A 17,232-nucleotide genomic window follows, 5' to 3' on the forward strand; every position below is an offset into this window, starting at 1 on the left:
TGGCGAATGGGTCTATGTTTACGGTGCAGTTGTGACCGCGCAGGAAAGACGGTCGATTTCCGGCTCAGCGTCAGGCGCGATGTCGCCGAGGCCAAGGCTTTCTTTGCGAAATCGATCAGGAGTCAGGGCTCGTTCCAAAGACCGTCACGCTGGACGGTTACGCTGCGTCTCACCGCGCGGTATGCGAAATGAAGGCGGACCAGTCTCTGCCCGCGGACACGATGATGCAATGGCAAATACGCCGTTCTGCGCTCGCGCCCGCAATTTTCACCACAGCCAACAGAATCACATGCTCGTTTCCGGACGAGATTCAATCTTCGGCCAAATCGAGCAACAACTGTCGACGACCGTCTTTTAATACTTCGTCCGCCAAATCCGGATCAGCGTCGACCAGTGCGCGCGACAGCATCAAAGTCCCAACCAACTGACCTAAGACAGAAATGGCCTTCCTTCTGCGCTCTCTTTTGTTTGCGCCGTGAAGCAAGTTGGTGAGGCATTCAAGATTTGTCGCAACCCCTTCGGCGTAGGACTTGCGTGCCTCCGCATTCAGTCGCCGAACGTCGCCGGAGAAGCTCGACACCGGACAGCCGGAATCGATGTTGCCCCGATGATCGGGGGAAAGATACCAATTGATCTGACGCGTGATGGGGTCCGCCCCCATCGCTTTGGACTGTTCGATGGCTTCGACTAGTCTACTTGCCCCCTCCTCCATGGCTTTGTCGATCACGGCTACCACCAGTGCATCCTTCGACTTAAAGTGATTGTAGAAGCCGCCCTGAGTGAAACCTGCGGCCTTAGTAAGCTCCGTCAGACCCACCGCGTCCACGCCGCGCTCGCGAAAAAGCTTTTCCGCAGCAGAAATAATCGACTGCCGATTTTTAACGGCCTGCTGTCTTGACACACCCATGAATTGCTCTCCTCGCCTGCATGTTACTTGTGATTTTCCCACAAAACGATGTTGCATGCCATTGACATTGACGGGCGGCACCTTCATGATTGTTACGTCGATTGCGACTACCATTGTAAAATCGTCTTCAGCTTAGGGAACTTCAACCTTCAGCCTGCCGATCCACAAAGGCGATCCATGAGTATTCTCGCGCAATCTTACGGGCTTGGCGATCGCGGGATCCGTCACATAGCGGATGGCAACTATGTGGACACTAGATCTAGAGCACCCGCTTTTCCACGTAGGCATCGGGTCCCAAGGTTTGGTACGGCATCACCGCACCCAAGCGACACATTGCCTCAAGTTTTTACAAAGGGAGAATTCATGGTAAAACCCGCATCCGAACAAAACAAAGCCCTTATTTCCAAGGCGTTCTGCACCTTCGTCAACAAGCGGGACTACGGCGCGGCAGTTGGCTTCTAGTCGGATAATTACGTTTAGCCAAGCTGAACATATCGCAACGGGCAGGGGTTACCTCTAGAGATTTATTCGTAGCCTTCCCAACATTCAGAGATGTAAGCACGGGCTGATCGTCGCAGAAGGCGACTATGTCATCGCTCACGGCTGGCTTCGGCGAGTTTGCATCTGGCATTACCGAGGAGCGCTTCGATAAAGCTGTTCAATGCAATCGCGATGGGTGCGCTGTTCACGATGCGAAAGGTGTTACCTCCGCTGAACAATGGTACCCCCATCCTCCTCGCCGACTCGGCCACGAGCGTAAACGGCACGCCAGCACCCGCTCGGCCTGTAGAGGCTAATGACAGCTTCGGGCGGTTTTCCGACTCCCGACCCCGCTGCTGGCAGCGAGTCATCCAGATGTTCTGGCAGCGGCAGGGTTCTGTTTGATCGATCAAAACGGCGCTACAGCATGTTCCCATGAGATCGGAAACCAAATGGTCCGTGTCTCACAGTCCATCCAGGAGGTAGTAGTGTCACGTAGCATCAAGTTTTCAAAGGCCGGCGGCCCCGAAGTTCTCGAATTCGTTGAGGAACAGGTAGCTGCTCCGGCCGCCCATGAGGTGCGCATCAAGGTCAAGGCAATCGGCCTGAACCGGGCAGAGGTAATGTGGCGCAATGACGCGTACATCGAACCCGTCAAGTTTCCTGCGGGACTCGGCTATGAAGTCTCCGGCATTGTTGACGCAGTGGGCGAAGACGTCACGGGACTCTCGGTGGGCGACACGGTCAGCACGATCCCGACGTTTTCAATGAACAGGTACTCTGCCTACGGCGAAGTTGTGCTCATGCCGGATTACGTCGTTGTGAAGCATCCGCCGTCACTCTCGTTCGCCGAAGCCGCCTCGACCTGGATGATGTTCATGACGGCCTACGGTGCGCTGATCGCGGATGCCCAGTTGACCAGGGGCGATTTCGTCATCATTCCTGCCGCTTCCAGCAGTGTTGGGCTGGCTGCCATTCAACTCGCAAACTATGCCGGAGCGACGCCCATCGCATTGACGCGTACGGCGGCCAAACGGGATCGTCTGCTCGAAGCCGGGGCGGCACATGTCATTGTCACGGACGAGGATGACCTGCTGCAGGAAGTGATGCGGATCACCGACGGGAACGGTGCACGTGTGATCTTCGATCCGGTCGGCGGCCCAAACTTCCCCAAGCTGATTGCGACACTGGCTCATCGGGGCATCGTCTACCTGTATGGCCTGCTTGACGAGGGTGAAACCCCGATACCGATCCTGCAGTTGCTACGCAAGTTGCCCACCATCAAGGTCTACAGCCTCTCTTCCATCGGCGCCAGTGAGGTAAGCCGGAAAGCAGCTGTTGAATACATCCTCAAGGGACTCGAGAGCGGTGCGCTCAAGCCTGTCGTTGACCGGACCTTCAAGTTTGACGAGATGGTCGAGGCACATCGCTATCTCGAAGGCAACAGCCAGTTCGGCAAGATCGTTGTGACGACCTAGACGACCGGGCATCTACTGGCGACGCGACGGAATGCACAGGCGCTCTGCGGCCGCACCTGCCAACGACGCGCGATCAATGTGTGAGTTTCGGGACCGCGTTGGCGGCGGAGTGCCGGATCGAACTTCGCGTCGTCACACGCTTTTTGCATGCGTCCACGAGCTACTTTGCTGGATCAGGTTCCTGCATCCAGTCAAATCATCGAAGGAGGATTCAAAGTGACAACTGCTGCACCCGTACTGTACGAATCGAAAGGTTCCCCGAACGCGCGCCGTGTACGCATTTTCATTGCAGAGAAAGGGATTGACATCCAGGTACGGCCGGTCGACCTGGGCGCCAAGGAGCAGTTTTCCGATAGCTACCGCGCCATCAATCCGCGCAGCCAGGTGCCTGCTCTGGTCCTCGCAGACGGATCCACTGTTGCGGAAGTGCCCGGGATCTGGCGTTATCTGGAGGAAGCATATCCGCAGACGCCATTGCTCGGTACCACAGCAAAGTCGAAGGCACTCGTCACGATGTGGGAGCGCCGGGCCGAACTGGACGGTTTCGCGCCAGTCATGGAAGGCGTGCGCAATGCGGCCGCCGGATTGAAAGGGCGCGCCCTGTCCGGTCCGCATGCGTATGACCAGATTCCCGAGCTGGTCGAGCGAAGCAAACAACGTGTGGACAACTTCTTTGCTGACTTCAACGATCGACTCGGCGCGGTCCGATTCGTCGCCGGCGATGAATTCTCAGCCGCGGACATCACAACGCTGGTGACGGTTGACTTCGCCACCAACGCGTTAAAGATGCCCATTCCCGCCGGTCACACCGGGCTACAACGATGGTATGACGAGGTAGCAGCAAGGTCGAGTGCTGTCGCATAAGGAGTTGAACCGATGCCAATTGGCGTCCGGGACGCCGCCGAAACCAGTCAGGTTAGGCGGCATCGCGCTTCACTACTGAACCTAGGAGTTTGTCTTGCCACGCAATCGCATGAAGCGGGGCTCCGTTCCAGATGCCACATTCGGCCCCTCGCGAACACGCGGGCGACCCCGCGAGTTTGACATTGATGAGATGGCAGCTTGCGCTGCCCAAGTATTCTGGAAACAAGGCTATCACGCCACATCGATAGAGACGTTATGTGACGCTACCGGCCTTCTTCGCGGGAGTCTCTATAGCGCGTTCGGTGACAAGCACGGGCTTTTTGTCGCTGCCTTTGACAGCTATGCGAAAGACGCCGTCACGCGACTTAACGAACAGCTCAACTCGGAGCTCTCCCCCCGCGAAGGGCTTCATCAAGCCTTGCTCCCATACACTCATGTCGCGACACTACCGACCGAGCGGCACGGCTGCTTCATCTCCAACGCAGCGCTCGAACTACTTCCCGCCGACGATGTCATGCGGCCACGCATCGAGGCGACGCTCCAGCAGATGGCGACGCATCTGACTGCCGCGGTGGTTCGAGGCAAAGAAACTGGAGAGCTCGAAGCACATCTCGACGAAATGGCCGTTGGCACGTTCCTGTTGTGCGTGGTCCAAGGGCTACACGTGCTAGGCAAGACTAGCGTCGATGAACAACAGTTGCGTAGCGTTGTGGGCATTGCGATGCGGGCGCTCGTTTAGAACACTTTCCAACTCTCCGAACAGTACATCTGAGTCGGGCATAGCCGAGGATTAGTCGGGAACCTGCAGATCCAGTAGTGGTGCGTACTGCTGGCTGCCATAGACATCGTTGTCGAGTTTCGATTCGAACATTTGCGATCGCGGAAAGCTAACCTTGACAGCCAACGCCGCATCGTAATTCACCACGATGACCTTCTTCGGGTCTTGGTCGAACTTGTGAGCCACGTCCTCCCGGTTGATAACGTGACTGTCTCGGACTCGCTCATACACCTCTACGTCGTCGAACATAATCTCAAACGTCCACCAGAGCGGAGTAACATCTTTCGAACGCACGAGCACTGCGAGATCGCCGATGGTCTTGACCATGATCAAATTCCTCAGGTTCAGTGTTAAACAAACTGGTCAGTCAACCCGGCACCAGTACTTGATTCAGATGGAACTCGTCCATCGTATAGCGATGGGTTTCGTTCGACGAGTACCGCCAGCTCTCGTCAAAAATGAGGCCATCCAGCTTCGGGGTCGGACTGTGCGTGGTCGGACGCGAAGCAGTGCAGGCGATGATATACGACAGGTCCTGCGATTCATTGGTATTGCCCGAGAAATCATGATTTCCTGCCGCCGGCGGCCGGCTCCGGTTCGAGCTCGCTCGTCACGTGTTCTCAGCCGTACACCCATGTGACGATCTCGTACGTCGTGCCACCAATCGTTCCCGACGTTATCGTCGAATCGCGCGAGCCGCCAGTCAAACCTCCTCATGACGTATCTCTCTTGGGTTGCGTCGGGAACTACGGTCGATCAGCCGCGATGCCCCCTTCTGTCGTGATCGTGTACCCAGACATCCGCTTGAAATGTGAATCAAATAACGACACCGCACGATCGGAAATGAATTCGTGATTCCAGTTTCGGATGAACAGCGTCCCCCAGGGCTCCCTCAGATTCAAATGATCTACGTTTTCGTACAACGCGTGCGAAGCCGGCATTTGCGGGGTGTGGCGATAATAGTCGCAAAGCGGAAAGACGTCGGACGAATCTTCATTCAGCGCGTCCATCATGTTGTCGGACGTGAGTCGTGCCGCTGCCGAACAGCAATCGCACAATATCCAGCGCCCCCCCTCGACGTCTTCCGCAGCGGGCGGCTTCGCCCGAGTTCATGGAAAAAATATTTTGCAAATTTAACAATAAAGTCAAAGGCACTAAGTGCCGTTGTATGTTTGTCGGCTTGAATTCATTGCTCGCGCACGAACTCGCCTTCATAGTAGAAGTGTACTCCGTGTATTTCAGCAAGAGCACCGCATCGAAGTGATAAGTACGACGCGTGCGTTTTGCCTCCAACAAAATAAGGAGCGACCTTTCGTGCAATTCCTGAAAAATTTTAGGGTGTTGACTCAACTGATCGTGGGTTTCTTCACCGTAGTCGTCTTATTGATCGGCTTGGGCGCATTCAGTCTGTTCGAAATGAACGCGCAAAACAATCATGTTGTGCAACTGCATAACAACTGGTTGCCGTCCATACGCAGCAGCATGCGGCTGCAGACTACACTTCTGAACATCCGCGCTGCCGAATATGCCATTGAAACTGCGACAAGCCCCACAGTGATTCAGGCCGCCGACGCCCGGATCGAAGAGAGTATCCGCCACTACGACCAAATTGCCGCCGAATATCAGAAGCGCATCACTACTCCAGAGGAACAGGCCGCGTTCTCTCACGTTCAAACACTGATGCCGCAATACCTCCAGATTGACCAGCAGGTTCGCGCGCTCGTCGGACAGGGCAAACAGACGGAGGCAATCGAACTCACGCGAGGTCCCGCACTCGCTCTTCGAAATGGAATAGATAAAGATATCAACACCATCGTTGACTTCGACGGTGCAAAAGCGGATCGCGAAGGGGCAGCCGCGGACCAGGCCTATTCGAATGCTGTTGCGCTCGTGATCGGACTGGTTGCCGTCGCGACGATAGTCGCGCTGATACTGGCATGGATCATTGCAAGCGGTGTAGCAAAACAACTCGGTGGCGAACCCCGCGATGCCGCAACACTGGCAGGCGAAATCGCAGCCGGCAATCTCCGCGCGGAAGTTCGACTAAGATCAGGCGACCGTAGCAGCCTGATGTTTTCACTAAGCGTCATGAAAGATCAGTTGACCACTATCGTGCGGGACATCCAGACTTCCGCCGAGTCCATCTCGACCGCTGCCGACCAAATTGCGCAAGGCAACAGCGATTTGTCACAGCGCACAGTAGAGCAGGCGGCGTCATTGGAAGAGACTGCCTCCAGCATGGAAGAGCTGACCAGCGCGGTCCATCAGAATTCCGACAACGCAAAGCAGGCGAACATTCTGGCCAATACAGCGTCCGGAATCGCGCAGCGCGGCGGTGAAGAGGTCGGCCGCGTTGTCCAGACGATGCATGGAATCTCCACAAGTTCGGCCAAAATGTCCGAAATTATTAGCGTGATCGAAGGTATTGCCTTTCAGACCAACATCCTCGCCCTGAACGCAGCGGTAGAAGCCGCTCGCGCGGGCGAACAGGGTCGAGGATTTGCCGTCGTGGCCGGAGAGGTACGCACGCTCGCCCAGCGTAGCGCGAGCGCGGCCAAGGAAATCAAGGATCTAATCGACGAGTCGGTGAACCGGGTGAACGCCGGCTCCCGGCTCGTCGAAGAAGCAGGCAGCACGATTAACGAGATTGTCCAGTCGGTAAACCGCGTGACCGGCATCGTGAGTGAAATCTCGTCGGCGTCGGAAGAACAGGGCACCGGCATTGGGCAGGTTAGCCAGGCGGTCAGCCAAATGGACCACGTAACCCAGCGCAACGCCGCGCTGGTTGAAGAAGCATCGGCAGCTGCTCAGTCAATGGCTCAGCAAGTCCAGGGATTGCGTGCCGCGGTCGCCGTCTTCAAAATCACCAATACGGAACCGTTAGCATCTCGAGCATTCGCCCCGCAGAACGAACGACGTCAGTCAACACCTATAGTTCGCGCATCCTCTCGCACAACGTCGACAAAGACGTCCCCAGCTCCGATCGCAGATAGGGCCACTGCACTCGCGACCGAAGTAGGCAACGCGGATTGGCAGACATTCTGAAAAGGCTTGGGAAATGAACGAAATCAATGAACCGCTGAACCACATGCGCAGGCTCGTGACAGCCAACACGAAGACCATTAGCATCCTTGGCGCACGGGCGATGGTGCTGGGTAAGTTTTTTGATGCGGTCCTGCCACAGCTCAAAAATTCACAGCATGAAGACATTGCCAGGTCATTTCGGGAAGGCATTGAAGATACCATGTCACGCATGGACGATGTTCCTTTGCCCGCTGAATATCACTCTGCACTTCTTCAACTCACGAATTCGATCCTCGCCGCACTGGATCAAAAATCGGCCGCGTGTCGATAACTAACAAGCTCAACCTTTGCAGAACATAGTGCGCGTCAGGGCGGTCGTCAATTGATGCCAGAACTGACGCTCGATCGGATGTGTCAGGGTGACTGGATCTGAAGCTAACTATCGGAGACTTGACCTCATTTTTCAGGTTCTGACGCGCAGCGCCTCTCCTAACCCCAGAACTTTTTGCCGACCCTAAACCAGTCGGCCGTTTTTAATCGATCATACCGCATGAGCACACCACGTCCCGCCACCGGTTGACCGTATTGGCGTCGCGGCTGCATCGCTGCGTCCGTCGAACATTACATTTTTAGCAGCTTCTGTCTCAAATCTCATCTCTGTGACGGGATGGTCTGCGACACTTCGTTTCGCCTATCGAACATACTTCGCATAACACGTTTAGTCGGAAAGATTCGGGAAAACGGTGCTTTCCACCATCTCTAATGCCCCCACCCACAGCACGGTGGTCAACTTTGCCTCCAGTTGCATTAGTCGATCCACCCGGGACGACTTGCTCGGCGGGCAGATTCGAGCCGCAACCGGGTCCGTCCCGAAAGCAGGACGACGACCGTTGTTTTTGATTCGCGGGCATCCGTCAATCAGTATGACTGAGAGGGCATGCGCGACGGCCGTGAAAACAGTCGCCTTACCTAGAGTCAGCATGCGGCTTTACGGCCATAGCTCCCGCTGACGACATCACAAGGCAACCGAGAACGACAAAAATGGAAGTAATTCTAAGATGCGTGTTGCGTCATCGCGAGGACGTCTCAACTATAGACTCGAACGCTCGGAGGACCTTCACGCGCAGTCACATTGACTATCGCGTGCTCGCCGACAACAATCGGTTGAAAACCAGATACGCTCTAAATCACCGAACGCTCAAACTGGCCATTCGTGAGCCCGCTACGGTCTCGACGGCTGGAAAACGATTAGAGGTAGTTATCGCGTCGTTCCAGGATAGCGGAACTTTTGTAGGGAGAAAAACATGAGAAGTCGATTGTCCGTTAATGTTCAATGGCGCGCAGGAATTCTGTACGTGCCTGAATATTTTGTTCGAATTCGCCCGCGTAACATTGCGTGATAACGCGTTCGTCGCCACGTCGGTCTTCGCCCAGCAACAGGCACAGATGTTCGGCCTTTATCAGGCACGCTGCTCCGAGTGCGTGCCCATGAATGATCAGCGTGTTCGCGATCTCGCTTGTTATCCATTCTTGATAGGTGTAGCGATGACTTATCGCATCGATCATACGAGCGATTCGGCCGAAGCCATGCAGGCTTCCGCCAGGTAGATACGCGACATGCGCCACTCCTCGAAATGGCAACAGGTGATGTGGACACACGCCATGCACGGCGATGCCGCGAATAATCACCATGTCGCTCCGAACGTCGGCGAATCCGGAGCCGAGCGCCTCGGCTGGATTAATATCGTACCCATCCAGCAATCGCTTCTGCCACAATTCCCGCACGCGCTGAGCGGTCCGGCTGATGTGAGTGGCACCGATATCGAGGCCACTCGCCTCAAGCATGTCTCTAACCGATTTTTCAAACGCAGTCGCGTCGAACGCGCGAACGCGTTGAATGCCAATTGCGGGCAGGTGGTGTCCCGGGAAGTCGTCACTATCATTCACGGAATGCACGTCCATAAATCGCCCTCGGTATAGGTGTTCCTGAGTATGAAGCCCATACACAGTGCAGCCGGCCTTTTTGCTCGATTGATCCAGTAACAGTCCATCCGCGCGTGGGACGCGAAGGCGGAACTATCGGAAGGCGCCAGATAGAAAATCAAATCAAGATGAACGGGATCGAGTCTACTACGAACCGGTGTGACCGGCATCACGGAGATGCAGGCAACCTACCGCCCCGATCGCTTGTCTGAACTGGTCAACGCTAACACTTTCTATACACAGCTCAACGACGTACCCATGTAACCGCCGACGCAAGGGCTTGCACCAACGCAGATGTTGGAAACAAATTCCGATCCGAAAATCGCCCTACAGATCGTCGTCGAGACGCGCTCGCCCGAGTGTCGTCAGTGCTTCGGCATATCGGTCAGCCGCGGCTGAACCGGAAGCATCAATACGACGTGTTTCGGATCAAGGGGATTCGCCTCCGCGGCATTTGCACTCGCCGGACAACTCGACTGGCATCGAGGTAACGACATCGACGCCACGTCGTGACGCCAAAGTCTTCCGACCTCATTGTGCGACGTGAGCGTAACGCACTTGCAGCGGTTTGGGCTGGATGCCCATGAGCACACGGGGCGTCGGTGCCGTTCAGTCTATCTTGCCGTTGAGCTTCGCGCTCCAGCCGCCGATGAAACGGTTGGCCCTAAGATGCTTAGATAAAGACGACAGCATCTACCGAACGTTACGCCAGCGACACCCAAGCGTCGTCGCGCCCGACGCTAATCCCCCCGAATCTTGCCGCCGCTTGCTTCCTTCTATCTCCGGTGTTGCGCACTTCTCGATGACCGTATTTGCTGGTCGAAGTCGCACAACAATTCCGCCGCGGGATAATCGGTTGCGCCGGCACCGCTCCGAGGCCGAAGCAACGACAGTCCCTTTACCATACTGCCGACTAAGCCCCTATTCCAGAGCCGAAATCCATTCGGCTATGGCATCGCCAATTTCATCGGGAGAATCTTCCTGGATGAAGTGCAGTCCCTTAACAGTGACCTCGGTCTGATTGGGCCAACTGCGACAAAACTCGCGTTGAGCTCCCACAAGAATTGAACCTGGCTCTGCGTTGATGAATAGCTTCGGTACGTCGGATTGCCGCAGCCAATCGGCGTACAACTGAACAACTGCAACCATGTGTGCGGGCTCACCTGCGATAGGAAGTAAACGGGGCCAATTCAGCATGGTTTGACGGTCGGCCTCATTTACAAACGGCGCGTAGTAATGCCAAATCTCTTCGCTACTCAATTCGCGCAGCACAGATCCGGGAAGGACGCGCTCGATAAAAAGGTTACGTTGCAAAATCAGATCTTCGCCAATCGGCGAACGAAATCCCTGAAATATTCCTCGGGCCTTCTCTGGCCAATCGTCCCAGGAGGCCCATGGCGCAACAATGCTCTCCATGTACGCAAGGCCTCTCACCCTGTCTGAATGCAGGCGTGCCCAGTGAAAACCTAGTGCGCTGCCCCAGTCGTGAAGTACCAACGTCACCTGTGTGTCCGCACCTATTGCCGACAGCATCGCATTCAAATACGAGAATGCCACTTCGAAGCTGTACCGTGCCGACCCTTCCGAAGCCGGAAGCTTGTCCGAATCACCGTGACCTATGAGATCAGGCGCGATGACTCTGCCGCTGCCAGCTATGTGCGGAATGATATTTCGCCACAAATAGCTTGAGGTCGGATTTCCGTGCAACAGAACGATGGGCGGACCCGAGCCGGCTTCCAAATACGCCAATCTGCGCCCGGCGATGTCACAGAATTTCCGCTCCACGAGTGGCACAGTTGTTTCCATTATTCAATAACGCTCCGTCAAAAGGCACGAGAGGTGAGATCATCAATTTTGCTGCTGACTTGATGCCGCGTCTTTCAATTCACTTGGCGAGAAAGACTTTCCCAATATGGTTTGCGTAATAGATATTTCTGTAGCTTGCCAGTAGCATTCCGCGGAAGTTCATCGCGAAACTCAATGCGTTTTGGGCACTTGTAGCCAGCCAAGTGCAGGCGGCAATGTGCAACAAGCTCTGCGGCAGTCGCTTGCTGATCAGCCTCAAGGACAACAAGGGCAGTTACCAGTTCTCCCCATTTTTCGTCCGGAATACCGATAACCGCGACGTCGCGCACAGCAGGATGCGACGCCACCGCATTCTCGACCTCGACGGACGCGACATTCTCGCCACCCGAAACGATGACATCTTTGATTCGATCAGAAATCGTAAGATAACCGTCTGAAATGACTCCACCGTCACCCGTTCGGAACCAGTCGCCGTCATGTGCCTTGGCAGTTGCCTCAGGATCATTCCAATATGAATCGAGAATTCGACTTGAGCGAGCAAGCACTTCTCCGTCGGCCGCCACTCTCAGTTGCACACCCAAAACCGGTACGCCCGCACGCCCAAGCAACCGGGCTTGCTCGAACGAATCCAGATCATCCCACTCCGCACGCATGCGATTCAGCGTAAGGAGCGGACCTGTCTCAGTCAGGCCATACATCTGTATGAACTCCCAGCCGAGTTCGTCGCGCACGCGCTGGATTGTTCGGGTCGGTGGGGGCGCACCCCCACAAATGATACGCAAGCGGCCGTGCCCGGGAATCGGACCATCCCAGGTCTTTGCGCCAGCGAGGACAGCGCTCACCACAGCTGGGGCGGCGCAAAGATACGTCACGCCATGCGCCTGGACCCGCCTGAGGAGTTCCGTTCCGTCCATCTTCCTTAAGACTACGTTCTTGACCCCCATCGCAGTCGCGGCATAGATGTGCCCCCACCCGCTTCCGTGGAATGCTTGAACAGCGTGCAGATAAACGTCCCGATCGGAGACGGATGTCTGCCAGCCAAACACTGTGGAGTTTAACCACAGATGCCGGTGCGACAATTGCACACCTTTCGGCTGCCCTGTCGTTCCCGAGGTGTAGTTGATGACGGCGATGGCCATCTCATCTTCGACCCATGGCACCGGGTCCGCGGCGCTGCTCCAAATCTTGTCATCGTCGTCCCCAAGGACAAATGTTCTCTGGCATGGGACGAGCTCCGCAAGGTGCCGGAACTCAGGGTCAAGCAAAAGAACCTCCGCGCCTGAGTGAGCAATGATGTGACGGATCTCGGCAGGAGCGAGGCGGAAATTCACCGGCACAAGGACCCGCCCCCACCCTGACACTCCATAAAAGGTACAGATAAGTCGCGCAGAATTCTGGGAAACGATAGCAACACGAGCCCCTACGGGGACTCCCATCTCGTCCAGAGTTGCGGCCTGCGCACGAGCCTTACGTCCAAGTTCCGCGTAAGTCATCTCGCCCCAAGACCTGGCGGGCTGAACCTCTTCGTCGACGATCGCGATGCGATCGGGGTATGCAACGAGCGCACGGTTCAGAAAATCGTTGATAGTCAGTGATTTATACATAGATAGTCCGAAATGATTCTTTGCCAGCGAGATACTCGATCAATCTCTTGAATTTGTACTTACTCTGGGAGACGAACGCGTCAATTGAGTCGAATCCGAAAATCTGTGAAACTTTCCATTTACGTTATCCGAATAGAGACGACGATTTACCACTCCTGAATCAACAACTAAAACGAGTCCGAGCGAAGAAGAATGCTACTTTCTCCCTCGCTTTCCTCTTGGAGCCCGATAATGGCAAGGCAACTCAAGAGGGCCGTCGCTGCTAGCAATAATCCGATCGAGTAGCTTCCATAAATCCGTTCGATTTGAGGTGCCACCAGCGGCACGACCCCTCCGCCAAGAACCCCACCCACGCTATACGAAAATCCTGCAGCGCTATATCGATACTTGGTGACAAACAGCATGGGAAGCATGGCCCCCATCGGGCCATAAGCAAACCCGATCGAACCTAGCAATAGCACCATCCCGAGCAGAAAGAATAATGGCGTGGCTTGATTGATAATTGGAAAGAGGAGTAACGCCGCAACAAAGGAGACCGCTCCCCCGAAGAAGATCACTGGCTTTCTCCCGACACGGTCTGACCAGAGTGACCCAACGACGGTGGTAATCGCCCATGAGCAGCCAGAAACAACGCCGATTGCGAGGATGGTGGTCTTACTCAGGCCGAGTACTCTCGTCGCGTAGGAAGTTAGATTTGACGCGCCGACATAGAAGAACGCAAATGTCGGCAAAATTGCCAAACCACCAAGTATCGCTTCTTTTCCCTGCTTTCGAAGTACTTCGACAATCGGAACGCGAAGCGTTTGTTTTCGTTCGACAGTACGTCTGAAATCCAAGGACTCTTCGATCGAGCTTCGAACGACGAAGCCAATTACGATAAGTATCGTGCTCAATAAGAACGGAATTCGCCAACCCCATGAGATGAACGATTCTGCACTCATCGTAAGCGCAATGATCAAATAGGTTGAACTGGCAAGCGCGAACGCAATCGAGGGACCCAGTTGCGGAAATATTGCGTACATCCCTCTGCTTGACGGCGGTGAGTTCTCTGCGGCGAGGAGAGCCGCGCCAGCCCATTCTCCGCCGATTGCGAGGCCTTGAGCAACTCTCAGAGCGACTAGGGTAATGGGCGCCCAAATTCCAACCGAGGAGGCGGTCGGGAGAAGGCCAATTGCGACGGTGGAACATCCCATCAGAAGGAGAGTCGCAACCAAGGTCTTTTTCCGTCCCAACCTGTCGCCGAAATGTCCAAAAATCATTGAACCAAGTGGTCGAGCAACAAAGGCTACTCCTTGAGTGGCAATCGCGAGCGCCGTACCTGTAGCCTGCCCCAATTCCGGAAAGAACACCTTGGCGAAGACCAACGCTGCGGCAGTTCCGTAGATCAGAAACTCATAGAACTCTATGACTGTTCCGGTCATGCTAGCGGCAGCAACTTTTTTCATGCTGTTTCGCCCGACATCTTCGGGCGGTACGCCTTTAATCATGACTTATCCTTTCAACTTTAAAGCCGCGATGTAGGGAGGGCCGCAACGTGCACAGTGAGAATTAAACGAGTCAGCGGCGTGTCGCAGGCACGACGGTCGCCGTGAATTCGTCTCGTTGTTGCCTAGTTTGACAAAGTACCGCCCGGAACTCTGTATCAAAGGATACGGCGCGATACAGGGGTTTTCCCGTGCGGTCAAGGTACTGGCGTATGTTTACGTTTGCTGGAACTTCCTCGGTGAGAATTGAATGAAAGCGATGACCAAGCTCATCTATTCGCAAATCGCGAAAGAGCGGGCAAAGGTTTTTGGTTGTCGCCCCTCTGTCTCCCGGAAAATACTTTCTTCAGCTATCCTGATTATTTCTTGATCGGCGAGTCACCGTGTTCTATTTTTGGTAAGGGTTGCAGCGTAACTTCGCTGCAGTCAAACTTTATCGCCAAAGAATTCAAATCGGCCCGACTGTCTGCGACGACCCACCAGTGTCCTTCCCAACGATCCGTGATTGCGCGAAACGCGATCATGCTCGGCGACTGAAGGGAAAACGGGGAAATTCGCCCGACACATCGAACGCTCTTGAGTCCAAGCCGCCGCTGGACTCCGCTTGCCCACGAGAATCGGCAATGCATCGCCGTTGTACACGGCATTTATTCAGCACCGACTATCGAGGTTTTCGGATGTAGTAAGCACTCTGCGATGACTACCGCGCACAGGGGAAAGCCATGAGAAGCATTCTACCAATCGCGTCGGCCTGCCTGATGTTGTACGGCTGCGGTACTTTCCAGTTGCAATACCAAACGCCTGCTCCGCCAGGCGACCTCTGCGCAGCAGACCACCAGGCGTTGGATCATTTCGAATACATCGCTTCAAATGAATCTTTGTTCTGGTGTCGCCGGCTTTGACAACGACGCAGGTCAAACCGAAAACAGCAAACGATGGGTGCGGCCATGCACCGACGCCGGTGCCGGCGGAAAGCCGACGCTGACGAAAAAGGAGAACGGCTCACGCAGCCAAGCCTGCCGGCGCCAGTGACAGCGGTCGCGCTGGTGCCCCGGCCCCAGTCTCAGCGCCAGCTGCGGGAGACGGCGACACGCAGAACTTAGCCGCTCCTGCGACCGGCCCGCTGGCCGCTGTCACGATCGACGACGTGGAATGGACCCCGCAAGTCGTACCGATGTCTAGTTCTCGATACGGTGTTTCGGTCAAAGGCGTCAGCCACCTCTGGAAAACCATCACGATCGGTGCGTCGAAGTACCCGAACTCAGATTTCGTCAACTCGGTCAGCAGGAAGGCGGAGAACCTCGTGCCCAAACGCATCGGCCAGATTGCCGGCATCGTCGCGGCCGACGCTCCCCCTCGGGTCTTTCAGCTTCGCCGTCAGCGACACGACGACGACCGGCAATTTCAACGCCGATTGGAATTACGAGCTCGCAGGATCCGCGTGAGATGAGCTGAGGTCCATCTCTATCTCCTGATGTTATTCACTGACCATTCGCCCTACATGGATCAAGCCCTGCGTGAAATTAAGATTCGCCTTGGAATATGGAATATCTGAGGGGCTGTCAAGCGCGATACCGTCCGTGTTAGTACCAGGAAGCTACTGGGCGCTGCGCCAGTAAGGCCTTGCAACCCGGGCGATTGGCCATGCCATATTGGAAACGGAAGGTGCTTATGGCGTGGGCTAGGGGTCGCTTTACGGGAAATCCGGCCGCATGCGAATGCAAAAATGACCGTGGATTGAAACGCAAGATCTAGCTAACGCGCCGCGCGTTCGCACCCGCCGCCGCGGCGCAGACAAATACCCGTTGATCCTCGAGGCGGCGCGAGGACTCGTCGCCGACGCAGGATTTCGCGAGGGCCAGATGTCGTTGATCGCAGACGCCGCAGGAATAGCGATTGACACGCTGTATTGCTACTTCCCATCGAAGACTGAGTTAATGGTCGAGATCGTGAAGACGACCGCGCAGCGGGAGGTCGACGTTGTTGCTGGGATTGCGATGCGCGATGGCACCGCGCGCGAGCGACTCGGTGCTGCAGCCTGGACGTTTCCCCGTCGAGCGCTGCGGCGTCACAGGCTTACCTACGCACTGGTCGCCGAGCCGGTGGAGCCAGATGCCGAAGCAGCCCGAATGGTGTATTGCCGTGCGTTATCGCGGGTTTTCAAGACCATCATCGAGCAGGGAATAGCGACAGGTGAGTTCCCCCCCAGGACGCAAGGCCTTCAGCCGATTGCATAGTGGGGTGCCTGTTTGAAGGCTTGGTGGCACCACTGACCAATGACGTTGCCAACCGTGGCCAGCACGTGACGACCCATGCATCGGCAATCATCAGCTTTTGCTTGCGGGGCGTGTCGGGAAGTCCATTACCTTAAGAGCCTGTGGGTCAATAGCGACCACGACAGGTTGACACGACCCCGACCACTAAGTGAACGACGATTACGTTCGCTACCGTTTGCCGGGCGAGACGGCCGATCGCGAAATCACCGGAGAGGTCGACTAGGTGCCATTGATCACGTGTGAGGGCGTTTCGGCCGATTCAAGCGACGGGAAAGACACATGGGCATTCAAGACCGACGGCTATCCGCGCGCCGGCTGATTGTTTCGCGCACGGGCGACCGCCACGCTCAACCGTCCGTGCCAAGCCAAGATTTCTGGCGATCAGCCGTTGCACATCAAACCGCACTAGCGATGAGGTCATCGAGCGGGAAATCATTCCACAGTGATCCGGATCGAAAATCTCAACGGCATGATGATCAGTCGTTTGCGTATTGATGTACCAGTCCGGAAGTGTCGGCGACGGCATGCAGTGCAGCGATGTCCGAGAT

At 55.7% G+C, this 17,232-nt stretch carries 14 protein-coding genes and 1 pseudogene; 8 read left to right on the plus strand and 7 right to left on the minus strand.

Annotated features, from left to right (window positions below):
• Positions 1 to 230: pseudogene (locus BM438_RS46620) on the plus strand (DDE-type integrase/transposase/recombinase); the annotation flags it as partial.
• Positions 231 to 310: 80 nt separating this feature from the next.
• Here the strand turns inward: BM438_RS46620 and BM438_RS43770 are convergent.
• A complete protein-coding gene (locus BM438_RS43770; protein ID WP_093647688.1) occupies positions 311 to 907 on the minus strand; it encodes a TetR/AcrR family transcriptional regulator in 597 nt (198 codons plus the stop codon).
• 968 nt (positions 908 to 1,875) lie between these two features.
• On the opposite strand from BM438_RS43770, the gene BM438_RS43775 reads away from it, so the two are divergent.
• The 3 genes from BM438_RS43775 to BM438_RS43785 all read left to right on the plus strand — a co-directional run bounded on the left by BM438_RS43775 (position 1,876) and on the right by BM438_RS43785 (position 4,468).
• Positions 1,876 to 2,865, plus strand: a complete 990-nt coding sequence (locus BM438_RS43775; protein ID WP_093647690.1) for a zinc-dependent alcohol dehydrogenase family protein — start codon at positions 1,876 to 1,878, stop codon at positions 2,863 to 2,865.
• A 216-nt stretch (positions 2,866 to 3,081) separates the two neighbouring features.
• The gene (locus BM438_RS43780) at positions 3,082 to 3,729 is read left to right on the plus strand and encodes a glutathione S-transferase family protein (protein ID WP_244179614.1); all 648 of its coding nucleotides are present in this window, start codon (positions 3,082 to 3,084) and stop codon (positions 3,727 to 3,729) included.
• A gap of 94 nt (positions 3,730 to 3,823) precedes the next feature.
• Positions 3,824 to 4,468: a TetR/AcrR family transcriptional regulator gene (locus BM438_RS43785; protein WP_341865814.1), complete on the plus strand. Its 645-nt coding sequence runs from the start codon at positions 3,824 to 3,826 to the stop codon at positions 4,466 to 4,468.
• Between the two features lie 51 nt (positions 4,469 to 4,519).
• Here the strand turns inward: BM438_RS43785 and BM438_RS43790 are convergent, their stop codons facing one another.
• Positions 4,520 to 4,834 carry a DUF4387 family protein gene (locus BM438_RS43790; protein ID WP_093647699.1) on the minus strand — a complete coding sequence of 105 codons (315 nt, stop codon included), beginning with the start codon at positions 4,832 to 4,834 and terminating at the stop codon, positions 4,520 to 4,522.
• Positions 4,835 to 5,821: 987 nt separating this feature from the next.
• Between BM438_RS43790 and BM438_RS46835 the strand changes: the two genes are divergently transcribed.
• Both BM438_RS46835 and BM438_RS43805 read left to right on the plus strand, forming a co-directional pair.
• Positions 5,822 to 7,552, plus strand: coding sequence for a methyl-accepting chemotaxis protein (locus BM438_RS46835; protein WP_093647704.1), 1,731 nt, complete (start codon positions 5,822 to 5,824; stop codon positions 7,550 to 7,552).
• 13 nt (positions 7,553 to 7,565) lie between these two features.
• Positions 7,566 to 7,862, plus strand: coding sequence for a hypothetical protein (locus tag BM438_RS43805; protein WP_093647707.1), 297 nt, complete (start codon positions 7,566 to 7,568; stop codon positions 7,860 to 7,862).
• 992 nt (positions 7,863 to 8,854) lie between these two features.
• On the opposite strand, the gene folE is transcribed toward BM438_RS43805, so the two are convergent.
• From folE to BM438_RS43830, 4 genes are all read right to left on the minus strand, one after another.
• Positions 8,855 to 9,493, minus strand: coding sequence for a GTP cyclohydrolase I FolE (gene folE / locus BM438_RS43815; protein ID WP_093647712.1), 639 nt, complete (start codon positions 9,491 to 9,493; stop codon positions 8,855 to 8,857).
• Between the two features lie 942 nt (positions 9,494 to 10,435).
• Positions 10,436 to 11,320 carry a haloalkane dehalogenase gene (locus BM438_RS43820; protein WP_093647714.1) on the minus strand — a complete coding sequence of 295 codons (885 nt, stop codon included), beginning with the start codon at positions 11,318 to 11,320 and terminating at the stop codon, positions 10,436 to 10,438.
• 74 nt (positions 11,321 to 11,394) lie between these two features.
• The gene (locus tag BM438_RS43825) at positions 11,395 to 12,924 is read right to left on the minus strand and encodes an AMP-binding protein (protein ID WP_093647716.1); all 1,530 of its coding nucleotides are present in this window, start codon (positions 12,922 to 12,924) and stop codon (positions 11,395 to 11,397) included.
• A 167-nt stretch (positions 12,925 to 13,091) separates the two neighbouring features.
• The gene (locus BM438_RS43830; protein WP_093647718.1) at positions 13,092 to 14,411 is read right to left on the minus strand and encodes an MFS transporter; all 1,320 of its coding nucleotides are present in this window, start codon (positions 14,409 to 14,411) and stop codon (positions 13,092 to 13,094) included.
• A 1,144-nt stretch (positions 14,412 to 15,555) separates the two neighbouring features.
• Between BM438_RS43830 and BM438_RS45245 the strand changes: the two genes are divergently transcribed.
• On the plus strand, positions 15,556 to 15,858 hold the full coding sequence (locus tag BM438_RS45245) for a hypothetical protein (protein ID WP_143131876.1): 303 nt from the start codon (positions 15,556 to 15,558) through the stop codon (positions 15,856 to 15,858).
• A gap of 355 nt (positions 15,859 to 16,213) precedes the next feature.
• Positions 16,214 to 16,645, plus strand: coding sequence for a TetR/AcrR family transcriptional regulator (locus tag BM438_RS43835; protein ID WP_244179613.1), 432 nt, complete (start codon positions 16,214 to 16,216; stop codon positions 16,643 to 16,645).
• 298 nt (positions 16,646 to 16,943) lie between these two features.
• Here BM438_RS43835 and BM438_RS46025 read toward each other — a convergent pair.
• On the minus strand, positions 16,944 to 17,232 hold a 289-nt coding region (locus BM438_RS46025; protein ID WP_208620842.1), incomplete at its 5' end, for a hypothetical protein.

Source organism: Paraburkholderia aspalathi, from assembly GCF_900116445.1.
GTDB lineage: Bacteria > Pseudomonadota > Gammaproteobacteria > Burkholderiales > Burkholderiaceae > Paraburkholderia > Paraburkholderia aspalathi.

What these genes read in the sequence shown, in the direction of transcription:
- BM438_RS43770 (WP_093647688.1), bottom strand. Translation starts at nt 907, where the DNA reads ATGGGTGTGTCAAGACAGCAGGCCGTTAAAAATCGGCAGTCGATTATT.
- BM438_RS43790 (WP_093647699.1), bottom strand. Translation starts at nt 4,834, where the DNA reads ATGGTCAAGACCATCGGCGATCTCGCAGTGCTCGTGCGTTCGAAAGAT.
- BM438_RS43805 (WP_093647707.1), top strand. Translation starts at nt 7,566, where the DNA reads ATGAACGAAATCAATGAACCGCTGAACCACATGCGCAGGCTCGTGACA.
- folE (WP_093647712.1), bottom strand. Translation starts at nt 9,493, where the DNA reads ATGGACGTGCATTCCGTGAATGATAGTGACGACTTCCCGGGACACCAC.
- BM438_RS43820 (WP_093647714.1), bottom strand. Translation starts at nt 11,320, where the DNA reads ATGGAAACAACTGTGCCACTCGTGGAGCGGAAATTCTGTGACATCGCC.
- BM438_RS43825 (WP_093647716.1), bottom strand. Translation starts at nt 12,924, where the DNA reads ATGTATAAATCACTGACTATCAACGATTTTCTGAACCGTGCGCTCGTT.
- BM438_RS43830 (WP_093647718.1), bottom strand. Translation starts at nt 14,411, where the DNA reads ATGATTAAAGGCGTACCGCCCGAAGATGTCGGGCGAAACAGCATGAAA.